General features: G+C 44.2%; 13 protein-coding genes. 8 read left to right on the top strand and 5 right to left on the bottom strand.

Annotation, left to right across the window (positions count from 1 at the left end):
- The first annotated feature begins 9 nt into the window (after positions 1–9).
- Positions 10–1911: a beta-ketoacyl synthase gene (locus F9Y84_RS03085; RefSeq protein ID WP_128729915.1), complete on the top strand. Its 1902-nt coding sequence runs from the start codon at positions 10–12 to the stop codon at positions 1909–1911.
- Between the two features lie 148 nt (positions 1912–2059).
- Complete coding sequence (locus F9Y84_RS03080; RefSeq protein WP_147389261.1) at positions 2060–3388, top strand: serine hydrolase domain-containing protein; 1329 nt, start codon at positions 2060–2062, stop codon at positions 3386–3388.
- A gap of 288 nt (positions 3389–3676) precedes the next feature.
- Here the strand turns inward: F9Y84_RS03080 and fghA are convergent, their stop codons facing one another.
- Both fghA and F9Y84_RS03070 read right to left on the bottom strand, forming a co-directional pair.
- Positions 3677–4528: an S-formylglutathione hydrolase gene (gene fghA, locus F9Y84_RS03075; protein WP_147391349.1), complete on the bottom strand. Its 852-nt coding sequence runs from the start codon at positions 4526–4528 to the stop codon at positions 3677–3679.
- A gap of 55 nt (positions 4529–4583) precedes the next feature.
- A complete protein-coding gene (locus F9Y84_RS03070) occupies positions 4584–5705 on the bottom strand; it encodes an S-(hydroxymethyl)glutathione dehydrogenase/class III alcohol dehydrogenase (RefSeq protein WP_147391348.1) in 1122 nt (373 codons plus the stop codon).
- Between the two features lie 97 nt (positions 5706–5802).
- Here F9Y84_RS03070 and F9Y84_RS03065 point away from each other — a divergent pair, with 97 nt between their 5' ends.
- Positions 5803–6678: a LysR substrate-binding domain-containing protein gene (locus tag F9Y84_RS03065; protein WP_125253877.1), complete on the top strand. Its 876-nt coding sequence runs from the start codon at positions 5803–5805 to the stop codon at positions 6676–6678.
- On the opposite strand, the gene F9Y84_RS03060 is transcribed toward F9Y84_RS03065, so the two are convergent.
- The gene (locus tag F9Y84_RS03060) at positions 6665–8323 is read right to left on the bottom strand and encodes a SulP family inorganic anion transporter (RefSeq protein ID WP_147391347.1); all 1659 of its coding nucleotides are present in this window, start codon (positions 8321–8323) and stop codon (positions 6665–6667) included. The two genes, F9Y84_RS03065 and F9Y84_RS03060, sit on opposite strands and share 14 nt — an antisense overlap.
- 291 nt (positions 8324–8614) lie before the next feature.
- Entirely contained in the window at positions 8615–12067 is a 3453-nt protein-coding gene (gene rne, locus F9Y84_RS03055) for a ribonuclease E (protein WP_168756739.1), read from the bottom strand.
- A 602-nt stretch (positions 12068–12669) separates the two neighbouring features.
- Here rne and rluC point away from each other — a divergent pair.
- Positions 12670–13620 (top strand): 23S rRNA pseudouridine(955/2504/2580) synthase RluC, encoded by a 951-nt coding sequence (gene rluC / locus F9Y84_RS03050; RefSeq protein ID WP_125253881.1) that lies wholly within the window; start codon positions 12670–12672, stop codon positions 13618–13620.
- A 1-nt stretch (position 13621) separates the two neighbouring features.
- Complete coding sequence (locus F9Y84_RS03045; RefSeq protein ID WP_147389586.1) at positions 13622–14266, top strand: HAD family hydrolase; 645 nt, start codon at positions 13622–13624, stop codon at positions 14264–14266.
- On the opposite strand, the gene F9Y84_RS03040 is transcribed toward F9Y84_RS03045, so the two are convergent.
- Positions 14255–14854: a Maf family protein gene (locus F9Y84_RS03040; protein WP_147389585.1), complete on the bottom strand. Its 600-nt coding sequence runs from the start codon at positions 14852–14854 to the stop codon at positions 14255–14257. The genes F9Y84_RS03045 and F9Y84_RS03040 overlap by 12 nt on opposite strands.
- A 119-nt stretch (positions 14855–14973) precedes the next feature.
- On the opposite strand from F9Y84_RS03040, the gene yceD reads away from it, so the two are divergent.
- Genes yceD through plsX form a run of 3 tightly spaced genes read left to right on the top strand, consistent with a single transcriptional unit; the run spans position 14974 to position 16737 of the window.
- Entirely contained in the window at positions 14974–15498 is a 525-nt protein-coding gene (yceD, locus tag F9Y84_RS03035) for a 23S rRNA accumulation protein YceD (RefSeq protein ID WP_147389584.1), read from the top strand.
- Between the two features lie 10 nt (positions 15499–15508).
- Positions 15509–15679 carry a 50S ribosomal protein L32 gene (gene rpmF, locus F9Y84_RS03030; RefSeq protein ID WP_070985127.1) on the top strand — a complete coding sequence of 57 codons (171 nt, stop codon included), beginning with the start codon at positions 15509–15511 and terminating at the stop codon, positions 15677–15679.
- 11 nt (positions 15680–15690) lie between these two features.
- The gene (gene plsX, locus F9Y84_RS03025; protein WP_125253010.1) at positions 15691–16737 is read left to right on the top strand and encodes a phosphate acyltransferase PlsX; all 1047 of its coding nucleotides are present in this window, start codon (positions 15691–15693) and stop codon (positions 16735–16737) included.
- Positions 16738–16753: the final 16 nt, after the last annotated feature.

Below are 16753 nucleotides of genomic sequence, written 5' to 3'. Positions count from 1 at the left end.
AGAAATAACATGACAGCATTGCCAATTATTGTAGGAATGGGGGGGATTAACGCCGCTGGGCGCACCTCTTTCCATCAAGGCTTTAAACGGATTGTACTCGACAAATTAGAGGCCAAAGACAGACAAGAAACATACTTAGGTCTTGCAAGCTTGATGAACTTAGTCCGTTTTATTGATGGTCAACTTGTAGATAACGACAACCAAGTAATAAGAGAATCTGAAGTTGAATCGCGTTTTGGTGAGCAGATCTTAGCGGGTACGTTAATTCGTAAGATCGAAAAAAACCACTTTGATGTTGACGCTACTCCTTGGCAGCAGAAACTGACAATGAAAACGAATAACGACAGTAAAATTGTATTTAACTGTCGCAAACGCGATTTACCTAATCCCACACCTGAGAGTTGGCAAATACTCGAACTCGATCCGAAAACAGTCGAAGTCACCATTACGGATCAAGTTGAAGTAAAACATGACAGCTACAGAGATAACCCGATTAAAGCTGCTGGACAATTACCAACAGGGTTTGATCCCGCGTTGATGTATAACAGTCGCTATCAGCCCAGAGGTTTGCAGGCTACGATTTTTGCCGCTACGGATGCTATCCGCTCAACTGGTCTAGAGTGGGAAAATGTGATGAACAGTGTACGCCCTGATCAAATAGGTACATATTCAGCGTCTATTGCAGGGCAAATGCACGATGAAGGGCTAGGGGGACTAGTTCGTAGCCGTTTACGTGGTGATAGGGTAAGCACCAAACAGCTAGCGCTCGGACTCAACACGATGTCCACTGATTTTATCAATGCGTATGTGACAGGAAGCGTTGGCACTACATTTACAACAACAGGCGCATGCGCAACCTTCCTATATAATTTACGCGCCGCGGTTAACGATATACAAGCAGGTCGGACTCGCGTAGCAATCGTTGCCAGTGTTGAATGTGCTATTACTCCTGAAATTATAGAGGGGTTTGGTAATATGGGAGCGCTGGCGAACGAAGAGGGGTTACGTAAACTTGATGGCACTGATGAAGTAAACTATCGCAAAACAAGCCGTCCTTTTGGCGAAAATTGCGGCTTCACTATCGGAGAAGGTGCTCAAGTGGCTATCTTAATGGATGATGCTTTAGCACTGGAATTAGGTGCCCATATTATGGGATCTGTAGCAGATGTGTTTGTTAATGCTGATGGGGTAAAGAAATCGATAACCGCCCCAGGTCCTGGCAACTATATTACTATGGCTAAATCAGTTGCACTTGCTCAACAAATTGCCGGTTCAGAGGCGTTAGCAAAACGTAGCTTTATTCTTGCCCATGGCTCAAGTACACCACAAAATCGTGTTACAGAGTCACTGATATATCATAAATTAGCACAAACGTTTTCGATCAATGGCTGGAAAGTTGCGGCGCCAAAAGCGTATGTTGGTCACACCATTGCGCCAGCTTCTGGCGATCAATTAGCAATGGCACTGGGGGTGTTTGAATACAATATCATGCCAGGGATCACAACCATTAGCGGTGTTGCTGATGATGTATATGACGAGCATCTAGATATTCGTACCGAGCACTATCATTGCGACCCTATGGATATAGCGTTTATAAATTCAAAAGGGTTTGGTGGAAATAACGCCACTGCGACTGTGTTTTCTCCTACACTCACTAAAAAGCTGATAAGTAAGCGTTATAGTCAAGAACAACTTACTGAATATGAACAAAAATTAGGACAAACATCACAGCGGCAGGTTGCGTATCAATACGCCGCAGATCATGGTCAATTTGAGATTATTTATCGCTTTGGCGAGGGGATGATTGATGAATCTGCACTGGTGATAAGCGAACATGAACTATCTATTCCAGGGTTTACACAAAGCATTCAATTGTGCTCACATAACCCCTATGCAGATTTGACCGAATAAGTAAGACAAGAAAGATTAATGTTAAGCAAGCAAGGCGTACAGGATGTACGCCTTTTTTCGTCACAGAAATAAAGTTTGCTGAAGTGAGAGGCTGAGATTAAAGTTATAGCAATTGATGTTAATACACTTCCCCGAAAGGAATATCAGCATGCGAAAAATCAAAGGTAGCACTTTATTCTTGCCGCTACTGGGCACTTTACTTCTTATCTCCAGTAGTTACTCGGCTCACAGCAAACCGACATTGACAGCAGAGCAGTCTGATCCCAAGGCTATGGCGTGGATGCAAGGTTTCCCGCCCAAACCAGATAAGCGGATAACGCAACCCGATAGTAACTTTTTTAGTTTTCCTAAATTGCGGTGGTCTGTGTGCAATATGAGAGCGCTCTTGCCAACAGAAAGCATAAAGCGTCAGATTGCTGGTTATCGGCCACTAGAGTTTGATTTACTAGCAGGTATTGACGATGTGACATTTTTACCATCAGGAAATGACAAGGAGCTTACTTGGGAACAAAGCCTGAAAGCAAATTATACTGATGGCATCATAATTTTGCATCAAGGCAAAGTTGTCTATGAACGATACTTTGGCTGCTTAGATCAAACTCAAAATCATGCTGTTATGTCTATGACAAAGTCGGTGACAGGCCTTATTGCTGAAATGCTTATTGCAAAGGGAAAGCTAGATGAAAACCTTATGGTATCCAGTATTATTCCTGAATTAAAAAATTCAGCTTTTGGCGGCGCAACCGTGCGCCAGGTGATGGATATGACAACTGCACTAGAATATAGTGAAAACTATGCAGATCCAAAAGCGGATATATGGCAATACGCATATGCAGCAAACCCGCTGCCAAAACCAAAAGGATATGAGGGGCCGCAAGGTTATTTTGAATACCTGCAAACGATTAAAGCAAGCGGTGAACATGGTGAATCGTTTGGGTACAAAACAGTAAATAGTGATGTACTAGGGTGGATTATTTCTCGTGTAACTGGGAAAAAGTACAACGAGGTGGTATCTGAGCTCTTGTGGCAACCCCTAGGCATGCAACAAGATGCAGACGTTACTGTTGATGGTCTCGGCACTCCTTTTGCTGGAGGCGGGATAAGTGCTAGTTTACGTGATATGGCAAGACTTGGCCTTACGATGTTAAATCAGGGGAAAGTAGCAGGTATACAAGTTATTGACAAAGCTGCTGTCGGTAGCATTGTTGCAGGTGGGTCTACCCAAGCTTTTGAGAAAGCGGGATTTTCCACTTTGCCAAATGGCAGCTACCGGAGTATGTGGTGGCACTTTCATAACCAATATGGCGCGTATGCTGCGCGTGGCGTACATGGGCAAACAATTTATATTGCACCAAAAGCTGAAATGGTTATTGTGCGCTTCGCATCACACCCAAGTGCAGGTAATAGCGTCATTGACCCGACGGCATTGCCTGCATACGCTGCAGTAGCGGAGTATTTGATGTCTAAAAATCAATGAGTGCTTAATACCAATTTGACTTAATACTTGCTCAATTTGAAGGAGTAAATCTGACGCTAACAGGGTTAAAAATTTTTCATTTAGAACAACTAAATAGCAAAATTTTTACCTTGCCTACACGGATGTAGGTACCTTGGCGATAGCAGGACGCGTTAGCGGGGCTATCGACAAGATTTTCTCGCCTCAAAATTGACCACTTAATTAAGAAAATTGGTATAACAAATCACATTATTAGCTATCTACCAAGCTTTCTTATTATTCAAGAGTTCAGCCACTACAAAACATAGTCTAGTCACGGCTTACAAAGTGACGGTGATGAAAGGCTAGGTGCTCATCAATAAAACTTGAGATGAAAAAATAACTATGATCATAGCCGTCATGAGTGTTCAGTGTGATAGGGTAACTGGCGTTTTCAGCTGCCTCTTTAAATAACCAAGGTTTTAGCTGCGCTTCTAAAAACTGATCCTCAGTGCCTTGCTCTATCAATATCGGTCTTTTTACTGGCTGGTCGTAATTCGTCATTAATACCGTGGCATCATACTGCTGCCAGTGCTGGGGCTCGTCCCCCAAATAACCTGAAAAGGCTTTTTCCCCCCAAGGGCAGTTACTCGGGTTAACGATAGGGCTGAACGCTGAAATGCTGGTATACATATCCGGATTTCTGAGTCCAATGACAAGGGCGCCATGACCACCCATTGAATGACCACTAATGGCTTTTTGATTGTTGACAGGGAAGTGCGCTTCGATAAGCTCTGGTAGCTCTTGTGTCACATAATCATACATCTGATAGTGCTTATTGTATGGTGCTTGTGTGGCATTGACATAAAAGCCGGCACCGAGGCCAAAATCGTAACTAGCATTTTCATCGTCAGCCACATCTTCTCCACGTGGACTGGTATCCGGTGCTACTATGGCAATACCTAGTTCGTTGGCTTTTTTAAAAGCACCTGCTTTTTGCATGAAGTTTTCATCGCTGCAGGTTAACCCTGAAAGCCAATATAACACAGGCACTTTTTTCCCTTCATTGACAGTTTCAGGTAGAAAAATAGCGAACGTCATATCGCACTGAGTTGTTTGACTCGAGTGCTTATAGCGTTTGTGCCAGCCGTTTGACACTTTGTTGCTGGAAATCAGTTCCATCGAATTCTCCTTTATGAAGCGAGATAGGGCGCGAACGCGCCCTTGAAAAATATTGTTAGTAGTGGATCACTGACCGAATACTCTTGCCTTCGTGCATTAAATCAAAGGCGTCGTTTATGTCTTCAAGCTTCATAGTGTGAGTGATAAAGTCATTGAGCTTGAACTCACCGTCCATGTAGCGCTCGACAATCTCAGGAAGCTCCGAGCGGCCTTTTACACCACCAAAAGCGCTACCACGCCATACTCTGCCTGTGACTAGTTGGAAAGGACGTGTCGATATTTCTTGTCCTGCACCTGCAACGCCGATGATCACAGACTCACCCCAGCCTTTGTGGCAGCACTCAAGTGCACTTCTCATGACATCGACATTACCGATACATTCAAATGAGAAATCTACTCCGCCATCCGTCATTTCAACGATAACATCTTGGATTGGCTTATCAAAATTCTTAGGGTTGATAAGATCGGTAGCACCAAGTTTTTTCGCAAGCTCGAATTTGTCTTCATTGATATCAACGCCAATAATACGACTCGCACCAGCCATCGTTGCGCCAATGATAGCGGATAAGCCGATACCACCAAGGCCAAAAATAGCGACGGTATCGCCTTTTTGCACTTTAGCAGTATTCATTACTGCACCCATTCCCGTAGTCACACCACAGCCAAGCAAGCAGATCTCTTCAAGAGGCGCTTCCTTATTTACTTTAGCCAAAGAGATCTCTGGTAATACCGTGTACTCAGAAAAGGTTGACGTGCCCATGTAATGGTAAATGGGTTTACCGTCTTTATAAAAGCGAGTTGTGCCATCTGGCATTAAGCCTTTACCTTGGGTTTCACGGATCTGCTGACAAAGGTTCGTTTTACCAGATTTACAGAACTTACATTCGCCACACTCTGGTGTGTACAATGGGATCACGTGGTCGCCAACGGCAACGCTGGTAACGCCTTCACCAACCGCTTCAACGATACCTGCGCCTTCATGACCTAAGATGGCTGGAAATACGCCTTCTGGATCGTCGCCAGACAAAGTGAAAGCATCGGTATGACATACGCCCGTTGCCGTGATTTTTACTAAGACTTCGCCTTTTTTCGGTGGCATTACATCCACTTCTTCAATGCTAAGAGGCTGACCTGGGCCCCACGCTATGGCGGCTTTGGATTTAATAAATTCAGACATTGTGTTTTCCTTTCTTTAAAACATGATGAAAAGTATAACGGCTTTATAATTTTTGATAATCTATAAAAATAATAAAGACTTTTACGTGAGTGTAATAGTGGATAGGTGGGTTGGTATTGATGAATTTGTTGCCGTAGCAAGTTATGGCTCATTCAGTGCAGCGGCAATACAGCTGAATACGTCAGTCGCGCAGGTGAGTCGTCGCGTAAAAATGCTTGAGCAAAGATTAAACGTACAGCTATTAATGCGTACCACAAGAAAGCTTGCCTTGACCCAAGAAGGAGAGGTTTTTCTATCTCATGCAAAACATTTACAGCATGGATTAGATGATGCGACAGCGGCGATAAGACAGCGTGACAGACAGCCGACGGGAAAGTTAAAGCTCACTGCACCAGTTATGTATGGTGAGTCTTATGTTATGCCAGCAGTAGTTGAATTTATGCGTTTATATCCCAAAGTGGAAGTAGAAATGCACCTTACCAATAACCAAGTCGACTTACTTGATAAGGGATTTGATTTGGCGATCCGACTTGGGAAATTACAGGACTCTTCGCTAAGAGCAAAACGCTTAACGACACGTAGTACCATGGTGTGTGGTGCAAACAGCTATTTGAATCAACGGGGTCAGCCGCACACCTTGGATGAGCTTTTGGATCACAACTGCTTAATTGGCAATAGTAGTGAGTGGCGTTTTGTTGAGCATGGCAGGACTAGGCAGATTAAAGTCGGTGGTTCGCTTCGTTGTAATAGTGGCTGGGGGCTGGTGGAAGCTGCAAAGCAGGGGTTGGGTTTAGTGCAACTACCACACTATTACGTTAAACCAGCGCTCGATAAAGGCGAGTTGACAGAAGTCTTGACCAATTTCAAGCCCGAGGAAGAGGGAGTCTGGGCGTTATATCCGCCCAGACAATTTGTAGCAACTAGTTTACGTTTGTTATTAGACCATCTAAGCGAATGCTTTAGTCAGCCGTAGCCATTGTTTCTATCGCTTGGCTCAATGCGATTTCGCGGCTAGCACAAAACGCACTGTCCCCTAAACGCTCATGAATATTCAAACGTTTTAGCTTGTCAGTAGTTTCGGTGTTTGGAGAGTAAATAAAGACTCGGCACTGTGCGTCTAATGCGTCTGTAATCGCATTCTCAATAGCCAAGCCGACGGTGACATCTATCATAGCAACGTCGCTTAAATCTAACACCATTGCATTGTACTCACTTATTTTACGGTGTTGTCTTGCGATTGCTTTTGAAACACTGAAAATCATTGGTCCAGATAGATAAAAGAACAATAGTTTACCGTTGGCTTGATCCAATAACTCACTTTCTTTTTTCGTCAGAGGTACGTCTTCATCACTATCACTATCGCTTATTGCTTTCACGTGGTTTGCCTGCACGCGACTCAAGCGCTCAATTACCATAACGTTAGAAATAAAAACACCAAGCCCTACAGCAACGATAAGGTCTACAAACACAGTCAGTAGCATTACACCATACATAATTGCCATTTGACTCATACTCAGCTTATGAGCGCGCTGTATAAAGCTCCAATCAAGAATGTTAAAGCCAACATACACAGCAATACCCGCAAGTACAGCCATCGGGATAGGCTCTGTTAACCCGCCTGCGATAAATACCACGGCCATTAAAATGAGCGCTCGAAATATGCCTGCTATTGGAGAGCGAGCCCCAACCTGAATATTAACGACGGTTCCCATTGTTGCGCCTGCACCAGGAAGTGCACCAAATAAACCGGCAATAATGTTAGCTATACCTTGGCCTCTCAGTTCTTTATCTGAGTCATGTTCTGTTCTTGTCAAACTATCGGCAATCACAGCCGTAAGCAGAGTGTCAATACAGCCTAAGGTGCCAAGCACCAGCGCATCGATAAGCATCTCTACGAATAATTCAGGTGTTAAAACTGGAAATACAAGACCAGGTAGCCCACTTGGTATTTCACCAATCCGGCGGATACTATCGGTATCAAAGATAATGACAGAGAGCAGTGTTACCGCTACTAGGGCAACCAATTGAGCTGGGACATACTGTCGCCACTTGCTTGGCATTTTGAATAAAATAGCCAGAGTAATGACACCCAAAAATAGCTCAGAGAAATGCAGATCCATCAATAAATTTGGGATATTTGATAAGGTGCCGATTACGCCACCTGCCGGAGCTTGGTGGCCAAGTAACGGGGCGAGTTGGAGGATAATGAGAATAACGCCAATCCCAGACATGAAACCTGAGATCACACTGTATGGCATTAGCGTAACGTATTTACCTAGCTTTAGTGTGCCAAGTAGTACTTGGAAGGCACCGGCCATCATCACTACAGTGAAGCCCATCGCAAGGCCATTTTCTGGGTACTTGCTCATCATCGCTGTCAGTACCGCTGTCATAATGACGGTCATAGGACCGGTAGGCTCAGAAATTAGTGAAGTTGAGCCTCCAAATAATGCGGCAAATAACCCAACAAGAATAGCGCCCCACATGCCGGCTTCTGCACCAGCACCGGAGGCTACCCCAAAGGCAAGTGCCAGGGGTAAAGATATAATAGCAGTGGTAACACCACCGAATAGGTCACCTTTGAAAGATGCGTGTTTAAATCTCTTAAATGTGATCATACTTTTGACTATAACGATCAAAGAATTGACGGCATTCTACTGATAAATGATATGCAGTGCTATGAAGGACTGGTACTACCATTTCCATGTTCAGTAGCATTATACCAATTAGTCTTAATACGAGCTCAATTTGAAGGAGTAAACCTGACACTAACTGCGTTAAAAACTTCTTATTCAGAACAACTAAATAAAAATTTTTGCCTTCTCGCCTCAAAATAGACCACTTAATTAAGATAATTGGTATTAGATACAAAAAAGCCAGTCTACATAGACTGGCTTTTTTATTTTTACTTAATCAACCTGAGCTGGCGAGGCCATTTCGGCACTCGCTTTACCCATCGGTGACTTGGAGCCAACACCTAGGCCACTATTTGCAACTACTTCACGAAGCTCATGTGGCATTGCCGGTGGTACCTGTGCAATGACGTCGTCATTCACACCTTGAGCCTTGGTCATTGGCGCTGCGGCGGTTTGGTTAAAGCGAATACGGCTATAGGCCGTATCACCATTCGCATTATGCGGTGGGGTTTCTTTAACCGTTTCAGATGCTATTTCTGCTTGTGGTGCAACTTCTTCAACCGTTTCAGATGCAGCTTCCATCTGCGGTGCAACTTCTTCAACCGTTTCAGATGCAGCTTCCATCTGCGGTGCAACTTCCTCAACCGTTTCAGATGCAGCTTCCATCTGCGGTGCAACTTCCTCAGCGGTTTCAGGCGCTGCTTCTGCTTGCGGTGTAACTTTCTGAGCGGTTTCAGGCGCTGTTTCTGCTTGCGGTGTAACTTCCTGAGCGGTTTCAGGCGCTGCAGCTTCAGTTTGCGGTGCCACTTCTTCAGCGGTTTCAGGCGCTGCAGCTTCAGTTTGTGGTGCAACTTCCTCAGCGGTTTCAGGTGCTGCTTCAGTTTGCGGTGCCACTTCTTCAGCGGTTTCAGGCGCTGCTTCAGTTTGCGGTGTCACTTCTTCAGCGGTTTCAGGCGCTGCTTCAGTTTGCGGTGCAACTTCTTCAGCGGTTTCAGGCGCTGCTTCAGTTTGCGGCGTCACTTCTTCAGCGGTTTCAGGCGCTGCTTCAGTTTGCGGTACCACTTCTTCAGCGGTTTCAGGCGCTGCTTTTGCTTGCGGTGCCACTTCTTCAGCGGTTTCAGGCGCTGCTTCTGCTTGCGGTACCACTTCTTCAACTGACTTCGCTTTTAGCTCAGCCTCATATTCAGCTGCGGCTTGATCGGCAACTGGGATGAAAGCTGTTGACTGACCTTTTTCTGGTGTATCAGGACGGCGGCGACGTTGGCCTGCTGCTCTCAAATGACGAGGTGAACGTCTAGAACGTGTACGACCTTCTTTGTTCTCATCATCATTTTCTTCAGCAAGTTGCGGTGTTGGCGACTCTGTGTCATTTACCTTGATAACTTCGTCAGCAGAAACTGTGGTATCAATTTCTGGCTGTTTCTCTTTGGCAGTCTCGTGTTTTTCAGGCGTAGCGCTTTCGCTCACGACAGCTTCATGTTTTTCTGTTTTTTGTACCGTAGGCTTGGACTTTTTGTGTCTCTGCTTCGGCTCAGGCTTTTGCTCAGATACTGCTTTTTCAGGCTGTTCCAATGGCTTGACTTCAACTTTTACTTCTTCAGTTGGAGTTGGCTCTGCTACATTGCTCTGCTCTGCGTTTGTATCCTGTACACGCACTTTCTTACGCAGATTACGTCTTTGTCTACGAGGTTTAACTTTCGCTTCTTTGACCTGTGTTTCAGTGTTCGCTGTTTCATTTACCGATTCATCAACAGCTGACTTACTGGAACGGTTGGTCTTGTCTTGATCTTGACGTTTTCTGTTATTAGGGCGACGGCGCTTACGATTATCACCTCGTTGCTCGTTGCTGGTGTTTTCATCTTTCGCTTCAACAGCAGTTTCTTTCTGCGGTTCATTACGACGACGATTATTGTTGCGACGACGGTTATTATTACGACGACGATTATCGCGATTGCTCGTGTCACGAGCTGGCTTTTCTTCACTTGGCTTTGTTTCTTCTTGGCTGTCACCAGCAAAGAGATTTTTAATCCACTGGCCAATCTTTGCGAACAAACCGGCGCTGTCCTGAGTAGGTTTGGCTTCAGGCTTGCGTGCTTGTGGTTTTTCAGCTTGAGTTGGAGCTGGAGCCGGTGCATCAGGCATCACAACACCTTTGAGTACAGGCTCTTCTTTTACGTTTGCCTGTGGTTTTGCAACTTCAATAACCTCAGGCTCGGGCGTAATGATCTGCTCGTAGCTTGCAGCTTCGGTCGTTTCATCTTTACGAAGTCGAACTACTTCATAGTGAGGTGTTTCCATGTGCTGATTTGGAATAATAACAACATGACACTCGTGGCGCTTTTCGATGCGTTGGACAGAGCGGCGCTTTTCATTTAGCAGATACGCACCAACAGCAACAGGCACTTGTGCATTTACCTGTGCTGTGTTGTCTTTGATTGCTTCTTCCTCAATAAGACGCAGGATAGATAGAGCAATCGATTCGTTTGAGCGAATAGTACCTTGACCATCACAGCGAGGGCAAGTGTGTTGGCTCGCTTCACCAAGTGATGGACGTAAACGCTGGCGTGACATTTCTAATAGGCCAAAACGAGAAATCTTGCCTATTTGCACGCGAGCGCGATCCGTGCGTACCGCTTCTTTCAAACGATTTTCTACTTCACGCTGGTGGCGTGGAGGCGTCATGTCGATGAAATCGATAACAATTAAGCCACCAAGATCTCGCAAGCGTAATTGACGAGCAATTTCATCAGCGGCTTCTAAGTTGGTGTTCAGTGCCGTTTCTTCAATGTCGCCACCTTTCGTCGCTTTTGACGAGTTGATGTCGATAGAAGTTAGTGCTTCGGTAGGGTCTATCACAATTGAGCCACCAGAAGGTAAACGTACCTCTCGCTGGAAAGCTGACTCAATTTGACTCTCAATTTGATAGTGCGTAAATAGAGGCACATCGTTTTGATATAGCTTCACACGATTGATAAAGTCAGGACGAAAACGCTCTATGTGGGCTTTTGCTTCCTCAAAAACGCGAGGCTTGTCAATTAGAATTTCACCGATATCGCGACGTAGATAGTCTCGGATTGCACGGAAAATCACGTTACTTTCTTGGTGAATTAAGAAAGGTGCTTTACCGCTGTCTGCTGCATTCTGAATAGCTTCCCAGTGCACTAAAAGTGCTTTTAAGTCGTATTCTAGTTCTTCAAACGACTTTCCAACCCCTGCGGTACGAACAATTAGACCCATACCTTTTGGTACGTTCAATCGGCTCAAGGCTTCTTTTAGCTCGATACGTTCATCACCCTCTATACGACGTGAAATACCGCCGGCTCTTGGGTTATTTGGCATTAGTACCAAGTAGCTACCAGCTACGCTGATAAAGGTGGTTAAGGCTGCACCTTTTTGGCCACGCTCTTCTTTATCAACTTGAACGATAACTTCTTGGCCTTCGCGGATCACATCTTTGATATTTGGACGACCATTGAATGTGTAACCGTCAGGGAAGTAAGTTTTCGCAATTTCTTTTAAAGGGAGGAATCCGTGACGCTCAGCGCCATAATCAACAAATGCGGCTTCTAGAGAAGGTTCGATACGGGTAATTTTACCCTTGTAAATGTTCGCTTTTTTCTGTTCGTGACCTGGGCTTTCTATATCTAAATCATACAGACGCTGGCCGTCAACCAGTGCTACGCGCATTTCTTCTTGCTGCGTTGCATTGATCAGCATACGTTTCATATTGTAATTCTCTACTCAATTTATTTACAGCGCCTAATACGTTTTCCAGCGACAGCATGTTACGCCTTGGATACTCCGGTTTAATGATGCAGTCTCACGACTGGGGAAAAGGAGTATATTCACAGTTTCCGCTTTAAATCAGGGTAAAATCACTGATTAACTGTTCGCTTCTTCACATTTATTGGTGTCGCTAAGTGGTCATGCACGGGCTAGTCATACTTGGTTTGACAAGTTTGGTCATCGCCATCTTTTGACTCAATTACTTTTCGACATTCACGAGTTGCGGCCTGCTATGCACGGGTATTATTGCAACGGTGGTCAGCGTATCAGACAAATTTTAATTTCTTGCTTTTTGGTTTTTTTCGTGTCCAGTCATTAAACGAAATATTACGCGCTTCGCATTGACTGTTCGCACGTGTTTATCTTAGATGCTCGATAAAAGCTTTGGAAATATTAGCTCTAATCTGTATGATCTGCCATCCAAGATGTGCATCACGATTGTTTTTGCGATAAAAAGCACCTCGCAAAAATTTGCGGGCTGATTATCCCACTAATAACGTCGAGATAGCAACTAAATTATTACTCAAATCAGTGATTAGGCAATGTCAGAAAAACCCGCATTAAAAGTTAGCTTTGTTACCGTGACCGAAGACCAAGAAGGTCAAAGGATTGATAACTTTTTAGTTACGCATTTGAAAGGGGTGCCAAAGAGCGCCGTGTATAAGATCCTTCGCAAAGGGGAAGTGCGTGTTAATAAAAAGCGGGTAAAGCCGGTTTATAAGCTGCAGATGAACGATGAGATCCGCATCCCACCTGTACGTGTTGCAGAAAAAACAGAGTTTGTACCTAAGAATCTTGATAAAGTGGCAAACCTTGAAGATGCGATTCTATACGAAGATAAGTATCTGATTGTTATAAATAAGCCAGCCGGTATGGCTGTGCATGGTGGTAGTGGACTGAGTTATGGCTTAATTGAAGCACTGCGAGCATTAAGACCACAAGAACAAAGCTTAGAACTGGTTCATCGCTTGGATAGAGATACATCAGGTTGTTTGTTGATTTCCAAACGTCGCGCGGTACTAAAAGGTCTCCATGAGCAATTAAGAGAAAAAACCATGGAGAAGAATTACTTGGCATTAGTTGCTGGGCAATGGGATGCAAAGCATAAAAACGTTACTGAGCCACTTCGTAAAAACACCCTAAAATCAGGTGAGCGTGTGGTGCGCGTTGATCACGAGCAGGGCAAGGCATCACATACACGATTTAGAGTTATAGAACGGTTTGAATCAGCAAGCTTAGTTCAAGCCTCTCCTGTGACAGGTAGAACGCATCAAATTCGCGTCCATACACAGTGTAAAGGCCATCCAATTGCATGTGATGATAAGTACGGTGATCAAGTGTTTGATGCACAGATGCGCGATATTGGTTTGAGCCGACTATTTTTACATGCCAAAGAGCTCAGGTTTATACACCCTAAAACAGAAACCACGCATCATGTTGAAGCGCCTTTGGATGCTGCACTGGAGTCATGTTTACAAAAACTAAGGAAATAGCATGCGCTATAAGTGTGTAATTTTTGATTGGGATGGTACGGTGATGGACTCAGTACCAAAAATTGTCAATACAATTCATTTGGCGGCAAAATCATGTGGTATTGCGCCCGTGAGCGATGAAATGGCAAAAAGTATTATTGGTTTGTCGCTACCTAAGGCCATGCAGGTACTATTTCCTCAGCATCATGAACAGGTAGATTCATTAGTCCAAGCGTATAAATATAGTTATTCAAATGAAGATGAGACGCCGTCACCTATTTTTGCTGGAGTTGAGTCATTATTAAACCAGCTTCGAGATAGAGGTGTGAAAATCGCGGTGGCCACAGGGAAAAGCAGGACGGGGCTGGATAGGTTGATGGCGCAATATGGCCTAACTGAGTATTTTGTTACAACAAGGACTGCATGCGAGGCTGAATCTAAACCCCATCCTGATATGTTACTGCAAATTTTAGCAGAGCTCGGGGTCGACGCCCAACAGAGCGTTATGATTGGAGATTCAATCATTGATATGGAACTTGCCAAGAACGCCGGTATTGATGCGATTGGAATGACTCTGGGCGTGGCTTCCAAAGAGCAGTTATCGCAAACATCAGCGTGCCATATTTGTGATAACTACCAAGACCTCTCGCAAATATTACTGGCTTGATTGTTCAGCTAACACATCGACGCCAAACTCCAATAGCATTTTAGTTAATTGAATGAGTGGAAGACCGATAAGCGTATTTGGATCTTCCCCTTCTAGCTTGTCAAACAGGCAGATCCCTAGGCCTTCACTTTTAAAACTTCCTGCACAGTTATAGGGGGCTTCTGCATCACAGTAGTTGTTGATCTGCATTTGAGTCAGTTTTCGAAAATAAACGTGAAATGGCACTACGTTAGTAAGTGTTTTACCGCTTTGAATGTCAAAAACCGTCAAACCGGTCAAAAACGTTACGCGATTATTGCTAAACAAGCTTAGTTGCTTCACCGCGTTTTCCTTGTTATGAGGTTTTCCAAGGATCTCACCGTCAAAGAGTGCAACTTGGTCCGAACCAATGACAATACCTTTTTGATACTTTTTAATAGATGCTTGGGCTTTTAATTCACTCAGTCGAGCAACTAGTTGCTCTGCCGATTCATCTTCGCGCGCGCGCTCGTCTATATCTGGAGAAAATGACATAAAAGGCAGCATTAATTTTTTCAAAATTGACTGCCTAAATGGCGAACTAGAAGCTAGAATAAGAGGCGTTTTCATGGAATTTTTATCTCTGTGATAACATTGCCTACAGGATAAAGTGCAATAACGCGAAAAACAAAGGGAAAGTGTATTTTTACTTTGACTAACACAGTAACTATCTATATGATGCAGCCCCTATGCAAAAGGTGAAAATTCCCATCACTCTTGATCCATGCAGAGCAGCGCAACGTCGAGCATCTTATGACGGTGTTGTAACGCTCGAAGAACTTTCTCGATTGCAGCAAGTTGTGCAAGATCAAAGTAGTGAAATAGCGGTAGATATTCATTTCAACATCGACGAACAAGGTCTGGTGGTTGTGCAAGGCAAAGTCCAAGCGCATATTACACTTGTGTGTCAGCGTTGTAATGATGAATTAGGGTTGGATTTGGAACAAGACTTTGCGTATTCGCCAGTCGGATTAGGTGCAGAGTCGGATGATCTTCCCGAGCGTTATGATGTATTGGAACTTGACGAAGAGGGTGAAGTTAATCTTAGACAACTAGTCGAAGACGAGCTATTACTCGCTATACCGATAGTACCTAAGCATGATGAAGCGCAATGCTCTTATTCTGATGAGCCAAAGAGCTTTGGTGAAATTGAAGCAGAAGATAGCAAACCAAATCCATTTGATATTTTGAAACAACTTAAGAAAGATTCTTAGGAGAAGGCTAATGGCGGTACAAAAAAGCAAGAAGTCACGCGCACGTCGTGGTATGCGTCGTTCACACGATGCGATCAGTGGACCAGCTCTAACTGTAGATCAGGTTTCTGGCGAGACTCATCGTCGTCACCACGTGACTGCTGACGGTTACTACAAAGGCGTTAAAGTAATTTCTAACTAAGAGATTGCTTTATGCTGACCGATCTAACCATTGCGTTAGATATGATGGGGGGCGATTACGGCCCCCGTTCATCTATCCCTGCAGCTATTGCTGCCGTTCTTAAGCACCCGAATTTAAACCTCATTTTATGCGGTAATCAACAGGTTATCGAATCTGCACTCGCTAAAGCTAGTATGCTTGACCACCCCAGGTTGACCATTAGGCACTGTAAAGAAGTCGTCACAAATAGCTGTGAACCTGCTTCGGCACTTCGAAATAAAAAACATTCCTCCATGAGAGTAGCATTAGATCTAGTTAAATCTGGTGAAGCACAAGCTTGTGTCAGTTCTGGTAATACAGGTGCATTGTTTTTTATGGCGCACTATGTTTTGAAAATGCTACCAGGTATAAAGCGTCCAGCACTTATCTCTGCAGTTCCTACTGAAAAAAAACACCCTGTCTACTTATTAGACTTGGGGGCAAATGTGCATTGCGATCCAGAGACCTTGTATCAATTTGGCATTATGGGATCAGTGGTGGCAGGCCAGGCACTCAATATTGCAGAACCAAAAGTATGCTTACTTAATATTGGCTCTGAGGAAATTAAAGGTCACGATGGTATTAAACAAGCTGCAAAATTAATGAAATCCTCTTCTGTTATTAACTACCAAGGCTATTGTGAAGGTAGTGATATGTTTTCAGGCAAGGCTGATGTGATTGTCTGTGAGGGCTTTGTGGGCAATGTCGCGCTAAAAACATGTGAAGGCATAGCCAAACTTATTATGCACAAGTTTAGTAAAGCGTTAAAAAAGCACTTTTTTTATAAAGCGTTGGCATTTTTACTCCGACCCGTTATAAAAAAATTGTACAAAAGGGTGAACCCCGACCAGTATAACGGTGCAAGTCTGGTAGGATTGCGCGGTATTGTTGTGAAAAGTCACGGAAATGCTACCAATAAGGCATTTTTGGCCGCAATTGAAGAAGCTGCACAAGAAGTTCAGCGTAAGATCCCTGAGAAGATCCAAGCGGTATTTGAACAAGTCGACACAGAAAAGCAACCGTCAGGTTCTCATTCTTAACGCTATGCAGTGACAT

Origin of the sequence: Pseudoalteromonas peptidolytica (assembly GCF_012641745.1) — a bacterium.
GTDB lineage: Bacteria > Pseudomonadota > Gammaproteobacteria > Enterobacterales > Alteromonadaceae > Pseudoalteromonas > Pseudoalteromonas peptidolytica.
The sequence above is the reverse complement of the archived record's forward strand: the minus strand, read 5'-3'. Positions and strand labels throughout refer to the sequence as shown.

Bases quoted from the DNA above. Each gene is read 5' to 3' on its own strand.
- fghA (WP_147391349.1), bottom strand. From the start codon at position 4,528: ATGGAACTGATTTCCAGCAACAAAGTGTCAAACGGCTGGCACAAACGC.
- F9Y84_RS03040 (WP_147389585.1), bottom strand. From the start codon at position 14,854: ATGAAAACGCCTCTTATTCTAGCTTCTAGTTCGCCATTTAGGCAGTCA.
- rpmF (WP_070985127.1), top strand. From the start codon at position 15,509: ATGGCGGTACAAAAAAGCAAGAAGTCACGCGCACGTCGTGGTATGCGT.
- F9Y84_RS03080 (WP_147389261.1), top strand. From the start codon at position 2,060: ATGCGAAAAATCAAAGGTAGCACTTTATTCTTGCCGCTACTGGGCACT.
- rne (WP_168756739.1), bottom strand. From the start codon at position 12,067: ATGAAACGTATGCTGATCAATGCAACGCAGCAAGAAGAAATGCGCGTA.
- F9Y84_RS03070 (WP_147391348.1), bottom strand. From the start codon at position 5,705: ATGTCTGAATTTATTAAATCCAAAGCCGCCATAGCGTGGGGCCCAGGT.
- F9Y84_RS03045 (WP_147389586.1), top strand. From the start codon at position 13,622: ATGCGCTATAAGTGTGTAATTTTTGATTGGGATGGTACGGTGATGGAC.
- F9Y84_RS03085 (WP_128729915.1), top strand. From the start codon at position 10: ATGACAGCATTGCCAATTATTGTAGGAATGGGGGGGATTAACGCCGCT.
- rluC (WP_125253881.1), top strand. From the start codon at position 12,670: ATGTCAGAAAAACCCGCATTAAAAGTTAGCTTTGTTACCGTGACCGAA.
- yceD (WP_147389584.1), top strand. From the start codon at position 14,974: ATGCAAAAGGTGAAAATTCCCATCACTCTTGATCCATGCAGAGCAGCG.
- plsX (WP_125253010.1), top strand. From the start codon at position 15,691: ATGCTGACCGATCTAACCATTGCGTTAGATATGATGGGGGGCGATTAC.
- F9Y84_RS03060 (WP_147391347.1), bottom strand. From the start codon at position 8,323: ATGATCACATTTAAGAGATTTAAACACGCATCTTTCAAAGGTGACCTA.